Origin of the sequence: Pedobacter westerhofensis (assembly GCF_900182595.1) — a bacterium.
GTDB classification, from domain to species: Bacteria; Bacteroidota; Bacteroidia; order Sphingobacteriales; family Sphingobacteriaceae; genus Pedobacter; species Pedobacter westerhofensis.
Map to the genome: position 1 here is coordinate 329,699 of NZ_FXTN01000006.1, position 15,480 is coordinate 345,178.

Consider the following 15,480-nt stretch of genomic DNA (forward strand, 5'->3'; position numbering starts at 1 on the left):
ACAAACAATATTATACATAATGAAACCTGCATGCAATGCAAGCTTCATCACCGATAACAAACAATAGACAACTAATGAAAAAGAAAGTAGTTTTAGCTTTTAGCGGAGGTTTAGATACTTCATTTTGCTGTATTCATCTTGCACAAGACCGCGGTCTTGAAGTGCATTCAGTGATTGTGAATACAGGTGGTTTTTCTGATGAAGAATTACAGGAAATCGAAAAAAGAGCATATGCCCTGGGTGTTGCTTCTCATGCTGTAGTAGATGAAACTGCAAATTATTATGCGGGATGTATTAAATATCTGGTGTTTGGTAACGTATTAAAAAATGCCACATACCCGCTTTCTGTAAGTGCCGAACGCGTGAGCCAGGCTACTGCCATTGCAAACTATGTGAAAAAAATTGGTGCCGATTACGTAGCACATGGCAGTACCGGTGCCGGTAACGACCAGGTGAGATTTGATATGATCTTTAATATCATCATTCCTAACGTTGAAATCATTACACCGATCAGAGATCTTAAATTATCCCGCGAAGCGGAAATAGAATATTTAAATAATCATGGTGTAGAATATACTGCTGAAAAAGCAAGGTATTCTATTAACAAAGGTTTATGGGGAACATCTGTAGGCGGTAAAGAAACACTTACCTCCAATGAAACTCTTCCGGAAGAAGCATGGCCAACCCAGGTTTCGGAAACCGAAAGCCGTAAAATTGAACTTACTTTTGAAAAAGGAGAACTTACAGGTATAGACGGTGAAAAACTTGATCCTGTAAAAGCCATCCAGCAACTGCAGGCGATTGCCCAGCCTTACGGCATTGGCCGCGATATCCACGTTGGTGATACCATTATCGGAATCAAGGGACGTGTAGGTTTTGAAGCAGCAGCGCCGATGGTGATTATCAAAGCCCACCATACCCTGGAAAAACATACGCTTACCAAATGGCAGCTGTCATGGAAAGAGCAACTGGCTTCTTTCTACGGAAACTGGCTGCATGAAGGACAATTCCACGATCCGGTTATGCGCAACATTGAAGCTTTTCTTGAAGATACCCAGAAAACCGTTAGTGGTACGGTGTTCGTAGAATTGCTTCCTTACAGGTTCCAGATTATTGGTATTGAATCTGATCACGACCTGATGAGCAACAAGTTTGGCAGTTACGGTGAGATGAACAATGCCTGGAGCGGCGAAGATGTAAAAGGATTCTCTAAAATATTTGGCAACCAGGTAATGATCTGGCATAAAGTAAACAGCGATGAAGATTAAAGCAGGTATAATTGGCAGTGCCGGATACACAGGTGGCGAGATGTTGCGACTGCTGATCAATCACCCTGATGTGGAGATTGCATTTGTACACAGCAACAGCAACGGCGGGAACCTGATTTCTGACGTGCATACCGACCTTCTTGGTGATACCGACCTGCGTTTTACCGAAGAGCTTTCGCAAGATATTGATGTGCTGTTTTTATGCGTAGGCCATGGTACGGCAAAGAAATTCCTCGAAGAAAACCCGGTAAAAGAGGGAATAAAAATTATTGACCTGAGCCAGGACTTCAGATTAGCTGGAGCTGCCGGCACTGATTGGGTATATGGTTTGCCGGAACTGAACAGAGAGCGTATCAGAACGGCTAAATTTATTGCCAACCCCGGTTGTTTTGCTACCTGTATCCAGTTGGGCTTACTGCCCCTGGCAGCAAAAGGACTGATTAAAAATGCGGTGCATATCAATGCCACTACCGGATCAACCGGTGCGGGACAGGGATTGAGCCCTACATCGCACTTTAGCTGGCGCAATAACAACCTTTCTGTATATAAAGCTTTTGATCACCAGCACCTGAATGAAATCGGGCAAAGCCTGGTACAGCTGGATGCACAATTTGATGTGCCCCTGCATTTTATCCCCCAGAGGGGTGATTTTACCAGAGGCATACTGGCAGCGATGTATGTAGAAAGCGACCTGACGGCCGAAGAGGCGCTGAAGGTTTATGAGGATTACTATGCAGGACACCCTTTTACACACGTAAGCAAAAATAATATCGACCTGAAACAGGTAGTGAATACAAGTAAAGGGATTGTCCATGTAGAAAAACATGGAGATCAGCTTCTGGTAATCAGCATCATTGACAATTTATTAAAAGGAGCGAGCGGACAGGCTGTGCAGAATATGAATTTAATGTTTGGGCTTGACGAGCGGCAGGGACTGCGCTTAAAGGCAAGCGCTTTCTAAGCGTGCCCGTTTCAAACCTCTCAAAATTCTTATTTTATTCATCCTCCGGAATTTTCCGGATCAAAACTTTTAAAAATGAACTTATTCGATGTATACCCATTAAATGATATAGAAATTGTTAAGGCCCAGGGCAGTACTGTCTGGGACGCCAACGGCCAGGAATATCTGGATTTATACGGCGGACATGCCGTGATCTCTATCGGACATACCCATCCGCATTATGTAAAACGTTTAACTGATCAGCTGGCTAAAGTTGGCTTTTACTCCAACTCAGTAAAAATTCCTTTGCAGGTAGAACTGGCTGAGAAACTGGGGAAAGTATCAGGCAAAACTGATTACCAGCTGTTCCTTTGTAATTCAGGTGCCGAAGCAAATGAAAATGCGCTGAAAATGGCCTCGTTTTATAACGGCAGAAAGAAGATCATCGCTTTTAAAGGCGCTTTCCATGGAAGAACCTCTCTGGCAGTTTCTGCTACTGATAATCCAAAGATCATTGCTCCTGTAAACGAAACGGACAATGTGGTTTTTCTGCCTTTTAACGATGAACAGGCATTAAAAGATGCCTTTGCCAGCTTTGGCAATGAGATCAGTTCTGTCATCATTGAAGGTATCCAGGGCGTAGGCGGTATTAAAGAGGCTTCAAAGAGTTTCCTTCAGCTGATCCGTACACTCTGCGATCAGTACAATGCCGTGTATATTGCTGACAGTGTACAATGTGGTTATGGCAGAACGGGAATATTCTATTCACATGATTATGCAGGCGTAAACGCTGATGTATATACGATGGCTAAAGGTATGGGAAATGGTTTTCCTGTAGCCGGAATTTCTATTGCTCCCAAATTTAAGCCATGGCACTATATGCTGGGCACTACCTTTGGAGGTAACCATCTGGCCTGTGCTGCCGCACTGGCAGTGCTCGAAGTAATGGAGCAGGATAACCTGATGAAAAATGCAGAGGAGATTGGGAATTACCTGATCACCGAACTGAAGAAGATCGGGGAAATTAAAGAGGTAAGGGGACGTGGGCTGATGATAGGAATTGATCTTCCGGAAGAATTATCACAGGTTAAAAAGAACTTGTTATTTAAACAACATATCTTTACAGGAGAGGCCAGGCCTAACGTAATCAGACTGCTGCCTGCACTCAACCTGACTAAAGAACAAGCCGATCATTTTTTAGAAAACTTTAAAATTGCCTTAAAAGGATGAACCAATTCACCTCTGTAAATGATGTTGAAGACATTGACCAATTGGTAAAAGATGCCCTCGCATTAAAAGAAAACCCTTATGCACACCAGCATCTGGGAAAAAACAAAACCCTCGGACTGGTTTTCCTGAACCCAAGCCTGCGTACACGTCTGAGCACTCAAAAAGCCGCAATCAACCTCGGTATGAGTGTAATGGTGATGAACATGGATAAAGAAGGCTGGGCGCTGGAAACTGAAGATGGTATAGTGATGAACGGAACTACCGTTGAGCATATCCGCGAAGCTGCAGCTGTAATGGGCCAGTATTGCGATATCCTTGGCCTGCGTTCTTTTCCAAAACTGACCAACAGGGATGAAGACTACAATGAGGATTTCTTTAATAAGTTTATTAAATATTGCGGCGTACCGGTAGTAAGCCTGGAAAGCGCTACCCGCCATCCCCTGCAAAGCCTGGCCGACCTGGTAACCATCAGGGAAACCTGGAAAGGCGAAGTTAAACCAAAGGTTGTGCTGGCCTGGGCCCCGCATGTTAAAGCATTGCCGCAGGCAGTTCCCAACTCATTTTCTGAATGGATGTGCAAAGCACAGGATTTGGATATGCTGGATTTTACCATCGTACAGCCCGAAGGGTATGAACTGTCTGAAGATTTTACTCCGGGAGCCAATATCATGTACAACCTGGAAGAAGCATTGAAGGGAGCAGATTATATCTATGTGAAAAACTGGTCGAGTTTTAAGGAATACGGTAAAGTGCTTACCTACCCGGAAGGATGGATGATGAACAATGAAAAGCTGAAGGATACCAATAATGCGAAGGTGATGCATTGTTTACCTGTCCGCAGGGACTTGGAGCTTTCATCAGAAATTCTGGATGGCCCAAACTCGCTGGTGATCCATGAAGCGGGTAACCGCTTATGGGCAGCACAGGCTGTTTTAAAAGACCTGCTGCAGGGTCTGGCTTAGTATCTTAACAAATAACCAATATCTGATGATGAAGAAAACCGGACTTCTGTTTTGTATGTTTTTTTTAACAGCAATGTCATTTGCGCAGCAGAAGACTGTAGATAGCTGGACGGACGGTAAATACGTAACCGTAAACGGTGCTAAACTGTATGTGGTAACTGTAGGTACGGGCGATCCGCTGATCTTTATTGCAGGCGGGCCCGGCGGTGCACATCCCGGCTTACGCAGCTTTGATGCCCTTGCTGCATCAAATCACCAGCTGATTTATTTTGACGCCTTTGGCAGGGGTAAATCCGATACCGCAAAACTGGTGACAGAATATAGCCTGCAAAGGGATATTGAAGATATCGAAGGGCTGAGAAAAGCCTTAAAACTGGATAAAATATCGCTTTTAGGCCATTCTTATGGTGGACTCGTGGCGCAGGGATATGCCCTGAAATATCCTTCAAATGTAAGTCACCTGATACTGGCAAATACCTTTCACAGTTATGCAATGTGGCAGGAGAACGACGACAATTCAAACCATGAGATAAAAACAAATTACCCTGAAGTTTGGGCAGAGCTGATGAAGATCCGGGAGCAGGGGGCAGTTTCCAGTGATGATCTGCACCAGGAAATTTATGGAAAGGTGCCTTACGGATTTTTATACGCGTATAATCCGGATAAATTTACCGGTCGCGGCAGAAAGCCTTACCCAAACAGCATGAATACCAAACTGTATTACCAGATGGTGGGACGTGATGGTGATTTTTATGTGGGCGGTGATATCGGGACTTTTGATTTCCGTAAACAGCTTAAGGATTTAAAAATGCCTGTTTTGATTATGGGCGGCCGTTTTGACAGAGTGGCAACGCCATGGATGATGGTAAAATATAAAGAATACTGCCCTCAGGCAGAATTTGTGATGTTTGAGAAATCAGGCCACAATCCGCAGGTTGAAGAGCCTGAGAAGGAATTTCCGATCATCAATGCTTTTTTAAAAAAATAAAGATGAAGCAGTTAACAATTATAAAAATTGGCGGAAATGTAATAGACAGTTCGGAGAAGCTGCATCAGTTTCTGCTGGACTTTACTGCTTTGCCGGGCGATAAAATACTGGTTCATGGTGGCGGAAAGATTGCCACTGAGCTGGGAACTTCTCTTGGTATTGAGCCTAAAATGGTAGATGGCCGCAGGATTACCGATATTGAAACGCTTCGTATCGTAACGATGGTGTATGCCGGACTCATCAATAAAAACATGGTGGCGCAGCTGCAGGCCAGGGGATGTAACGCCATCGGCCTGAGCGGGGCAGACGGAAATGTGATCAGGGCGGTAAAGCGTCCTGTAGGATCCATCGACTACGGTTTTGTGGGCGACCTGAACGAAGCTTCTGTTTCTGTGCAAACGCTGGACAGCCTGCTGAAAAGCGGCCTGGTACCGGTTCTCTGCGCAATTACCCATGACGGTGATACCCAGCTGTTAAACACCAATGCAGATACGATTGCCTCGGCAGTTGCTGTGGCAATGTCTGCTGTTTATGATACACGTCTGGTTTACTGCTTTGAAAAAAAAGGTGTACTCCGCGATGTAGAAGATGATCTTTCTCTTGTTACAGAGATCAAACGGAATGAATTTGAGCAGCTGAAAGATGAAGGTGTGGTTTCCGGTGGGATGATCCCCAAACTGCATAATGCCTTTGAGGCCATCAGGCAGGGAGTTAAAGCGGTATATATCGGCAAGGCCGATGAACTGCCTCAAATTGATACAGAAGGTTTTGGAACCAGATTAATAGATTAGATTATGGGACAGTTTACAGGAAATATAGCGATACTGGGCAGTGGTAATATCGGACTTTCGCTGGCCAAAGGTTTGGTTAAAGCAGATTATGTGAAAGCTGATCAGATTAGCCTGACCAGAAGAAATATCAATAAATTAAAGGATTTTGCTGATCAGGGATTTGGGGTCAGCACAGATAACGCTGCAGTTGTTGCTGCTGCGGATGTAATTGTGCTGGCGGTCTTGCCTCAGCAGCTGAACCAGCTGATGGAAGAGATTGGAGCAGTCATCAATATCAATAAACATGTAGTGATCTCGGTGGCTTCCGGCGTTAGCTGTGCCGATATCCGCAATAAACTGGCAGAAGGACTGGAGGTGATCCGTGCAATGCCTAACACAGCAATTGCCATCGGGCAATCCATGACCTGTGTGGCCTCTGATAATGCTTCAAAAGAACATATCGATGAGGTGACCAGGATGTTCGAAACAGTAGGATCAGTGATCAAGATCAATGAAGACCTGATGACTTCGGCCACAGCTTTATGTGCCTGCGGTATTGCTTTCTTCCTGCGCGCTATCCGTGCTGCATCGCAGGGCGGTGTAGAAATTGGTTTTCATGCAGATGAGGCCCTTAAAATGGCGGTGCAGACTGCTAAAGGTGCGGCAGACCTGCTGCTGCAGATGCAATCGCACCCTGAGCAGGAAATAGATAAAGTAACATCGCCAAAAGGATGTACCATTGCCGGCTTAAATGAGATGGAACACAATGGTTTTAGCTCATCCCTGATCAAAGGCATCAAGCTTGCAGCCACCAAAGCTGGAGAATTATATACAAAGGGATAAATAATTATGATAGAAAAACTGCAAAAGGATAGTTTAGAGTTGCTTAAAGAATTGATCAGTATCCAGTCTTTCAGTAAAGAGGAGGATAAGACAGCTGATCTGATCGGGCAATTTTTGCAGGAACGAGAAATTAAAATACACCGTAAGCTTAACAATATCTGGGCTTACAATAAACATTATGATGCCGGCAAACCTACTGTGCTGTTAAATTCGCATCATGATACGGTAAAACCAAACTCTGGCTATACCAGAGACCCCTATGCACCGGTAATTGAAGAGGGTAAACTTTACGGCCTTGGCAGTAATGATGCCGGCGGTTGCCTGGTATCACTGATCGCCACCTTTCTTTATTTTTATGATCAGGAAGGACTGTCTTATAATATTTGCCTGGCCACTACTGCCGAAGAGGAAATATCAGGGAACAACGGTCTGGAGCTTGTGATCCCTGATCTTGGAGAATTGGAATTTGCCATTGTGGGTGAGCCTACAGAAATGAACCTGGCCATTGCAGAACGGGGCTTACTGGTGCTGGACTGTACTGTTACAGGAAAAGCGGGCCATGCTGCGAGGGAAGAGGGCGACAACGCGATTTATAAGGCACTGAAAGATATCGACTGGTTCAGGAATTACCGGTTTTCTAAAGTGTCTGAAGTTTTTGGCCCTTTAAAAATGTCGGTAACGATCATCAACGCCGGGTCGCAGCATAATGTAGTGCCTGCAACCTGCACATTTACCGTAGATGTACGCGTTACTGATGCATATACAAATGAAGAGGTGCTCAAAATTATCCGCACCAATGTAGATTGCCAGGTGCAGCCAAGATCAATCAGGCTAAAGCCCTCGTCGATCGATAAGGAGCACCCGCTGGTTCAGTCGGGCGTTGCCATGGGAAGAACCACATATGGTTCTCCAACAACCTCAGATCAGGCTTTACTCAGCATCCCTTCGGTTAAGGTAGGCCCGGGTGATTCTGCAAGATCACATATGGCGGATGAATATGTGTATGTAGATGAGATCGCTGCGGGAATAGCATTGTATATTGACATGCTTAAACCGGTGATTAACGGGAAATAGTACCCGCGTTGGTAATTGTTGTATTTTTGCGTAAATTAATAGGTGCTCCGTTTCGGAGCTTTCATCACAGGACAAGCACCGTGTGCTTTTCTCTGGAATAACAGAATAGATATCAATGAAGATCTGGCAAAAAAATATAGAAGTAAATAAAGATATTGAGAGTTTCACCGTAGGGAAAGACAGGGAACTGGATCTCGAAATGGCGGCTTTTGATGTTCTGGGTTCACTGGCACATGTTGAAATGCTGGAAAGTATTGGCCTGCTTACAGCGCCCGAACTTGCAGAAATACAGGTGGCCCTGAAAAAGATCTATGCCGAAATTGAAGCCGGTGAGTTTAAAATAGAGGATACCGTAGAAGATGTGCACTCACAGGTAGAATGGCTGCTTACGCAGCGTATTGGTGAAGCCGGTAAAAAAATCCATAGTGGCCGTTCGCGTAACGACCAGGTTCTGGTAGATCTGAAACTGTTTTTCAGGGACAGGATCGAAGTTATGGTTGACAATACGGTTACCTTATTTCAGCAGCTGATTGCCCTGAGCAATGAGCACAAAAATAAATTAGTGCCCGGTTATACTCACCTGCAGATAGCCATGCCATCCTCATTTGGTCTTTGGTTTGGTGCGTATGCAGAAAGCCTGGTAGATGATATGGAAGTGATGCTGGCTGCCTGGAAGATCTGTAATAAAAACCCACTGGGTTCTGCCGCTGGTTACGGATCATCTTTTCCGCTGAACAGAACAATGACCACCGAACTGCTTGGCTTTGAAAATCTCAACTATAATGTGGTTTATGCGCAGATGGGCAGGGGGAAAACAGAAAGGATCCTGGCCCAGGCCATGTCGTCTGTAGCGGCAACGCTCGCAAAAATGTCTATGGATGTAACGCTGTTTATCAACCAGAACTTTGGTTTTATCAAATTTCCGGATGAGCTGACTACAGGATCGAGCATCATGCCACATAAGAAAAACCCTGATGTGTTTGAACTGATCCGTTCACGCTGCAATAAAATCCAGGCATTGCCCAATGAAATTGCAATGATGACCACCAACCTCCCTTCGGGTTATCACCGTGACCTGCAGCTGCTGAAGGAAAACCTTTTCCCTTCTATGGTTTCGCTGAATGAATGTTTGGAGATGACCACCTACATGCTGCAGCATATTGACATTAAGGATGATATCTTAAAAGATAAGAAATACGACTACCTGTTTAGTGTGGAAGTTGTTAATGACCTTGCGCTAAAGGGTATTCCCTTCAGGGAAGCCTATAAGATTGTGGGCGAATCTATAGAAAGTGGTAACTTTGTACCCGGGGTGGAGGTAAACCATACGCATGAAGGCAGTATTGGAAACCTTTGCAATCCTGAAATTGAACAGATGATGGAGGCTATCCTGGATCAGTTCAATTTTGAAAAAACAAAAACAGCAATCCAGCAATTGCTGGCTTAAATTCTAACCATTAATAAAAAATAAAATGAGCGTATCAGTATTAGCAAAGTCACTTATTGGTTCTGAGATCATAAAAATTGGTCATGAGGTTAATGAACTGAAGAGCAAAGGTGCTAAAATTGCGAATCTTACTATCGGAGATTTTGACCCCTCAATTTTTCCTATTCCATCGGAGTTGAAAGATGAAATTGTAAATGCCTATAATGAGCATCATACCAATTATCCTCCTGCAGACGGTGTGCTGTCTTTGAGAAAAACTATTTCCGGGATATTGAAAGACCGCTATGAACTGGATTTTAATACTGATGAGATCCTGGTTTCAGGAGGCTCACGGCCGCTGATTTATGCTACTTACCTTGCACTGGTGGATCCGGGAGATAAAGTGATTTATCCGGCACCGTCATGGAACAACAATCACTACTGCCACCTTTCTTCTGCTGAAGGAATCGCGGTTGAGACTACTGCCGAAACTAACTTCATGCCTACGGCTGAACTGCTCAGGCCATATGTCAAAGGAGCCACGCTGCTGGCGCTTTGCTCGCCGCTGAACCCTACCGGTACCATGTTCAGTAAAGAACAGCTGGAAGAAATCTGTGACCTGGTCATCGAAGAAAACAAGTCTAGGGCAGCAGGAGAGAAGCCTTTGTACATTATGTATGATCAGATCTATTCACTGCTGACATTTGGAAAGGAACATATCAACCCGGTAAGTTTACGTCCGGAACTGAGAGATCACGTGATTTATATCGATGGAATTTCGAAATGCCTTGCGGCAACAGGTGTGCGTGTAGGATGGGGTTTTGGGCCTGCTGAAGTGGTTTCCAAAATGAAAGCGCTGCTTACGCATATCGGTGCCTGGGCGCCTAAAGCCGAGCAGGTAGCTGTAGCCAAATACTTTGCTGATAAAGAACTGGTAGATCAGTTTATGACCTCATTCAAAGAACAGATCCAGGAAAGCCTGAATGCTTTGTATGTTGGCTTCCAGCAGTTAAAAAGTGAAGGCTTTGCCGTAGATGCGATTGTTCCTATGGGCGCAATCTATCTGACGCTTAAGATTGATTATATCGGTAAAACTACTGAATCAGGCGATCTGCTGAAAGACAGCACGGATGTAAACTCTTACCTGATTAAGGAAGCACTGGCAGCGTTTGTGCCATTTTCATGTTTTGGTACCGATGAAACCAAAAGCTGGTTCCGCGCATCTGTTGGCGGATGTTCCCTGGAAGATATCAATGAGATGATCCCGAGGATAAAAGCTGCCCTGAGCAAGTTGAAATAAATCTGGATGCTCTGGTAAAACTCTATCACTAAGCATCCCTGTTAGTTATAAAGCACAAAGGGCTGATCAATTTTGATCAGCCCTTTGTGCTTTAATCAGCCAGGTAAACCCTGGTTTATAACTTGAATGATTCCTATTTGAATTCTGATGTTTTATGGAATTCAATATCAGGGTAATCCCGTTTTGTCATATTGATCATAAAATCGTTATCCGCCAGGAAAACTGGATTACCGTCTTTATCCTGTCCAATATGCATTTGTTTACGCTTCACAAATTCTTCCAGCTTCTTTTTATCAGTAGATGATACCCAGTTAGACCTGGTATAGCTTAACATGCGGAAATGTGCTTTTGCACCATATTCATGTTCAAGCCTGAATGCGATCACTTCAAACTGAAGGTCTCCAACCGCACCGATAATCTTTCTGTTACCGGGCTGCTGGATAAACAGTTGTGCAACGCCTTCTTCTGTTAGCTGCTGTATGCCTTTCTCCAGCTGTTTTGTTCTTAATGGGTCTCTGTTCTCTACTTCCTTAAATATCTCGGGAGAAAAGCTCGGAATGCCCTTAAATTGAAGTTTCTCTCCTTCAGTTAGTGTGTCCCCGATTTTAAAGTTGCCGCTGTCGTATAATCCAACCACATCGCCCGGCCATGCTTCTTCAACGATGCTTTTTTCATTGGCCATAAAATCCATCGGATTGGAAAACTTAAGTTTTTTATCCTGACGGGTATGGTAGTAAAATTTATTCCTTTCAAATTTACCTGAACAGATTCTTAAGAATGCAATACGGTCGCGGTGCTTGGGGTCTAAATTGGCATGTATCTTAAATACAAAACCAGAGAAATTCTTTTCTTCCACAAGCACTTCTCTTTCTTCAGCTTCCCTGCTTCTAGGGCTTGGGGCGATGTTGATAAACGTATCCAGCAGCTCTTTGATCCCAAAGTTATTGATCGCACTGCCAAAAAATACAGGGGCCAGTAAACCTTCAGTATACATATTTGGATCAAGCGAGCCGTAAACACCTTCTACCAGTTCGAGATCGCTTTTCAATCCTGACAGTTCTGCGGGTTTAAGGAAATTATTCAGATTTTCATCATTAAGGTCACTCACTTCTATGACCGGATCGGCAATCTTGGTTTTATCCGGTTCAAAAAGGTTAAGGTGTTTGTTGTATATGCTGTACACCCCTTTAAAGGTATGTCCCTGTCCGATAGGCCATGAAAGCGGGCAGAGGCTGATGTTCAGCTTGGTTTCTATTTCGTCCAGCAGGTCAAATGCGTCCTTACCTTCACGGTCCATCTTGTTGACGAAGATGATTACCGGGGTATTACGCATGCGGCATACAGCCATTAATTTTTCTGTCTGTTCTTCAACTCCTTTTACGCAGTCTACAACAAGGATTACGCTGTCAACTGCGGATAATGTTCTATAGGTATCTTCTGCGAAGTCCTTGTGGCCTGGAGTATCGAGAATATTGATTCTTTTGTCTTTGTATTCAAAGCCCATTACAGAAGTTGCAACGGAAATACCACGTTGTTTCTCAATCTCCATGAAATCTGAAGTACTGCTTTGATTGGCTTTATTACGTTTTACTGCGCCTGCTGTGTTTATCGCTCCACCAAATAACAGAAACTTTTCAGTTAAGGTTGTTTTACCGGCATCGGGGTGACTGATAATGGCGAATGTTTTTCTTTTTTCTATTTCGGGGTGGATCATAAAGGATTAAGCATAATGCTTGATAAAGGCTGCAAAGATAAATATAATATATAAAATAAAAACCGGCCATTATCATGACCGGTTTCTGTTATACTTTTAGTTACCTCTGCCTCCGCGGCCGCCCCTGCCAGACTCTGTATTTGCAGGCCTGGTTTGTTGCTGCTGCTGTTGTTGTTGCTGCTGTTGTTGCTGACGCTGCTGATCCTGCTGAGCGCGCTGTTGTTGTTGCTGCTGTTGTTGCTGACGCTGCTGATCCTGCTGAGCGCGCTGTTGTTGTTGTTGCTGCTGTTGTTGCTGACGCTGCTGATCTTGCTGGGCACGTTGCTGCTGCTGTTGTTGCTGACGTTGCTGATCTTGCTGGGCACGCTGTTGTTGTTGCTGTTGTTGCTGTTGCTGACGCTGCTGATCCTGCTGTGCACGTTGCTGCTGCTGTTGTTGCTGACGTTGCTGATCCTGCTGGCCATCACGTTGCTGTTGCTGCATCTGCTGGCGTTGTTGCATTTGCTGCTGGCGCTGCTGATCCTGTTGTGCCCGCTGCTGTCCATCACGCTGCATTTGTTGCTGTTGTGCCTGTTGCTGACGCTGCTGCATCTGCATCTGGCGCTGAAGGTCCTGCTGTGCGCGCTGGCCATCGTTTTGCTGCATCTGCTGTGGCCTGTCTATACCGTCCCTGCGGCTGACCGGCGGGCGCTGTCCCTGGTCATTTCCTCTTCTTGGAGTATAACCTTCAGGTCTTCCGCCTGCCGGATTCGCTGAACCGGGCTGTGCAGCTGGCTGAGCCGGGTTTGAGTTATTTCCTCTTCCGCCGTTACTTCCTGCAGGCTGGCCATTGTTTCCCCTTCCGGGATTGCCGGGGTTTGTTCCTGAGGGCTGTCCGTTCTGGTTATTGCCTCTACCGTCATTGTTGCCCCTTCCGCCGTTATTGCCGGCAGGCTGACCATTTTGTCCGTTCGATGGAGTATAACCAGTTCTGCCCGGCTGGCCTCCATTTCCTCTGCCTGGTTGTCCCGGGTTCGAATTTCCATTGCCCGGTTGTCCCGGACGGCCGTTTCCGGCATTGTTGGGCCTGCCTGGATTACCAGGGCTGTTGTTTCCGCTGCCTCTTCCGCCGGTTACCCTTGGACGGTATACATTAATATTATTATTGGAGAAACTATATCTTCCTGGCCTGTTCGAAGTATTCACATGATACACCGTAACATCCCTTCTGGTTACTCTCCTGATATCGTCTATGCGCGGGCCGGTATAAAATGGACGTCCGCCGCCTCTGTAAGTATAGTTGATAAAGGCAGTGCGGTTGTAAAAATCCTGTCCCCTGTTATAGTAGCTGGGATAATTATTACTGTAGATATTGATCTGTGGAATGAACGACCACCAGCTTAAAGGAGCATCATAACCTCCATAATCGCTGATATTATTATATTCCGGACTCAATGGTGCCCATCCGTAATATCCGTCACCGCTTCTCCAGCTTACCCATGCCGGTCCCCATTCTGTATCCGGAATCCAGATCCATTGTTCATAGCGGTTCATTACCCAGCGTCCGTAATGAAAAGGCGCCCAGCCCCATTCATAGTCAGATACCCAGGTATTACCATATTCAGTCATTGTCCAGTGCCCGTCGGTATAGTAAGGTCTGAAATTACGGTCCACATTTGGTTGCCAAACATAACCGTACTCAGGGTCCTGCGCCCATCTTCCGTAAGGTGCCAGTTCTTCATAAAATGTCTCCAGGGTGATGTCGTCCTCTTCCTGAGCCATTGCGTTTTGTGTGAGACCGGTGACCAGGAGCATGAGCCCGAGGATAACCGCCGGCAATTTGATGATGTTTTTCATTTGTGTGTGAATTAATATACCTAACCTAACCTTATGTCACTATGAGTATAAACTTCTGCAATAGTTTAATCAGAAAAGAATATATGCAATGCAATTCTTTAAGAATCCTAATTTAGTTATCCTTTTGGTTTAGAATACAGTGTTTATATTTGTTTATTTCAATTTTCAGCTCCTAAAAGATTAGAATTGGATGACAGGCGCTTACAGTGTTCAAACTGTTTATTATTCATTAATTAGCGCTTATTTTCTCTTTCCAAGTATTTATTCTTTTCTTTTGCAGGAATAGCCTGAGTAAGATGCTGTATCACATAAACAATACCAGAAAAATAAAATACAACGAAACCATTGCATTCTTACTTAAACATTACTGTAACCACAGGTAATGCAGGCGATATGACTGATCAATAAAAAAAATATACTAATGAAAAAAGGCGTACTATACCTGATTCCTGTCCCTTTGGCAGAGAATGCCTCCGCAAAATCTTTCACTCCCTATCTTGTTGATACGATTAATGCCCTTGATACCTATATCGTAGAGAATGAAAAAACTGCACGTAAATTCCTCAAAGAAGCGGGTCTCAAAATTCCACAAAGTGCCCTAACTATCCACGATTATGGCAAACATAAACGTCACGATTCTATGGTTCCGTATTTTAAGGAACTGATGACAGGAAAGGATGTAGGACTGATGAGCGAAGCCGGCTGTCCGGGGGTTGCAGATCCGGGTGCCGACGTGGTTTCTGAAGCGCACAAAAGAGGAATCCAGGTGGTTCCGCTGGTAGGGCCAAATTCATTGCTGCTGGCGCTGATGGCTTCGGGCTTTAATGGACAAAGTTTTGTTTTCCATGGCTATTTGCCTATTGATAAGGTGGAGCGCGTAAAGAGTATCAAAGAATTGGAAAGGGTTGCAGGGCAAAATAAACAGACCCAAATGTTTATTGAGACGCCCTTCCGTAACAATCACCTGTTTGACGATATCATTAAAAATACTGCGGCACAAACACAGCTTTGTGTGGCCTGTAACATTACGGGAGAGGACGAATACATCAGGACACAGTCGGTAGGTCAATGGCGCCAGGAAAAAATAGACCTGCATAAAAAACCTACGATATTCCTGATCTACAGATAA

The 15,480-nt window shown here is 44.7% G+C and carries 13 protein-coding genes; 11 read left to right on the plus strand and 2 right to left on the minus strand.

Annotated elements, in window-relative coordinates; all coding sequences use genetic code 11:
• The first annotated feature begins 74 nt into the window (after positions 1–74).
• From argG to FN831_RS14000, 10 genes are all read left to right on the plus strand, one after another.
• Positions 75–1,268, plus strand: coding sequence for an argininosuccinate synthase (gene argG, locus FN831_RS13955; protein WP_142528790.1), 1,194 nt, complete (start codon positions 75–77; stop codon positions 1,266–1,268).
• On the plus strand, positions 1,258–2,229 hold the full coding sequence (gene argC, locus FN831_RS13960) for an N-acetyl-gamma-glutamyl-phosphate reductase (protein ID WP_142528791.1): 972 nt from the start codon (positions 1,258–1,260) through the stop codon (positions 2,227–2,229). The genes argG and argC overlap by 11 nt, the downstream gene beginning before the upstream one ends.
• A 75-nt stretch (positions 2,230–2,304) precedes the next feature.
• A complete protein-coding gene (locus tag FN831_RS13965; protein ID WP_142528792.1) occupies positions 2,305–3,438 on the plus strand; it encodes an aspartate aminotransferase family protein in 1,134 nt (377 codons plus the stop codon).
• The gene (locus tag FN831_RS13970) at positions 3,435–4,400 is read left to right on the plus strand and encodes a Rossmann-fold NAD(P)-binding domain-containing protein (RefSeq protein ID WP_142528793.1); all 966 of its coding nucleotides are present in this window, start codon (positions 3,435–3,437) and stop codon (positions 4,398–4,400) included. Before FN831_RS13965 ends, FN831_RS13970 begins: the two co-directional genes overlap by 4 nt.
• 25 nt (positions 4,401–4,425) lie before the next feature.
• Complete coding sequence (locus tag FN831_RS13975; protein WP_142528794.1) at positions 4,426–5,388, plus strand: alpha/beta fold hydrolase; 963 nt, start codon at positions 4,426–4,428, stop codon at positions 5,386–5,388.
• A 2-nt stretch (positions 5,389–5,390) separates the two neighbouring features.
• Complete coding sequence (argB, locus tag FN831_RS13980) at positions 5,391–6,179, plus strand: acetylglutamate kinase (protein ID WP_185960476.1); 789 nt, start codon at positions 5,391–5,393, stop codon at positions 6,177–6,179.
• 3 nt (positions 6,180–6,182) lie between these two features.
• The gene (gene proC / locus FN831_RS13985) at positions 6,183–7,001 is read left to right on the plus strand and encodes a pyrroline-5-carboxylate reductase (RefSeq protein ID WP_142528796.1); all 819 of its coding nucleotides are present in this window, start codon (positions 6,183–6,185) and stop codon (positions 6,999–7,001) included.
• A gap of 6 nt (positions 7,002–7,007) precedes the next feature.
• Entirely contained in the window at positions 7,008–8,075 is a 1,068-nt protein-coding gene (locus FN831_RS13990) for a M20 family metallo-hydrolase (RefSeq protein ID WP_142528797.1), read from the plus strand.
• A gap of 115 nt (positions 8,076–8,190) precedes the next feature.
• The gene (gene argH, locus FN831_RS13995; protein WP_142528798.1) at positions 8,191–9,522 is read left to right on the plus strand and encodes an argininosuccinate lyase; all 1,332 of its coding nucleotides are present in this window, start codon (positions 8,191–8,193) and stop codon (positions 9,520–9,522) included.
• 25 nt (positions 9,523–9,547) lie between these two features.
• Positions 9,548–10,801 carry a pyridoxal phosphate-dependent aminotransferase gene (locus FN831_RS14000; protein ID WP_142528799.1) on the plus strand — a complete coding sequence of 418 codons (1,254 nt, stop codon included), beginning with the start codon at positions 9,548–9,550 and terminating at the stop codon, positions 10,799–10,801.
• Positions 10,802–10,934: 133 nt separating this feature from the next.
• On the opposite strand, the gene FN831_RS14005 is transcribed toward FN831_RS14000, so the two are convergent.
• Positions 10,935–12,515, minus strand: a complete 1,581-nt coding sequence (locus FN831_RS14005) for a peptide chain release factor 3 (RefSeq protein WP_142528800.1) — start codon at positions 12,513–12,515, stop codon at positions 10,935–10,937.
• Positions 12,516–12,611: 96 nt separating this feature from the next.
• Positions 12,612–14,351, minus strand: coding sequence for a DUF6600 domain-containing protein (locus tag FN831_RS14010; RefSeq protein WP_142528801.1), 1,740 nt, complete (start codon positions 14,349–14,351; stop codon positions 12,612–12,614).
• Between the two features lie 421 nt (positions 14,352–14,772).
• Here FN831_RS14010 and FN831_RS14015 point away from each other — a divergent pair, with 421 nt between their 5' ends.
• The gene (locus FN831_RS14015) at positions 14,773–15,480 is read left to right on the plus strand and encodes an SAM-dependent methyltransferase (protein ID WP_142528802.1); all 708 of its coding nucleotides are present in this window, start codon (positions 14,773–14,775) and stop codon (positions 15,478–15,480) included.

Coding starts and splice junctions, on each gene's coding strand:
- FN831_RS14000 (WP_142528799.1), top strand. CDS start 9,548: ATGAGCGTATCAGTATTAGCAAAGTCACTTATTGGTTCTGAGATCATA.
- FN831_RS14015 (WP_142528802.1), top strand. CDS start 14,773: ATGAAAAAAGGCGTACTATACCTGATTCCTGTCCCTTTGGCAGAGAAT.
- argH (WP_142528798.1), top strand. CDS start 8,191: ATGAAGATCTGGCAAAAAAATATAGAAGTAAATAAAGATATTGAGAGT.
- FN831_RS14005 (WP_142528800.1), bottom strand. CDS start 12,515: ATGATCCACCCCGAAATAGAAAAAAGAAAAACATTCGCCATTATCAGT.
- FN831_RS13965 (WP_142528792.1), top strand. CDS start 2,305: ATGAACTTATTCGATGTATACCCATTAAATGATATAGAAATTGTTAAG.
- FN831_RS13970 (WP_142528793.1), top strand. CDS start 3,435: ATGAACCAATTCACCTCTGTAAATGATGTTGAAGACATTGACCAATTG.
- FN831_RS13975 (WP_142528794.1), top strand. CDS start 4,426: ATGATGAAGAAAACCGGACTTCTGTTTTGTATGTTTTTTTTAACAGCA.
- FN831_RS14010 (WP_142528801.1), bottom strand. CDS start 14,351: ATGAAAAACATCATCAAATTGCCGGCGGTTATCCTCGGGCTCATGCTC.
- proC (WP_142528796.1), top strand. CDS start 6,183: ATGGGACAGTTTACAGGAAATATAGCGATACTGGGCAGTGGTAATATC.
- argB (WP_185960476.1), top strand. CDS start 5,391: ATGAAGCAGTTAACAATTATAAAAATTGGCGGAAATGTAATAGACAGT.
- argG (WP_142528790.1), top strand. CDS start 75: ATGAAAAAGAAAGTAGTTTTAGCTTTTAGCGGAGGTTTAGATACTTCA.
- FN831_RS13990 (WP_142528797.1), top strand. CDS start 7,008: ATGATAGAAAAACTGCAAAAGGATAGTTTAGAGTTGCTTAAAGAATTG.
- argC (WP_142528791.1), top strand. CDS start 1,258: ATGAAGATTAAAGCAGGTATAATTGGCAGTGCCGGATACACAGGTGGC.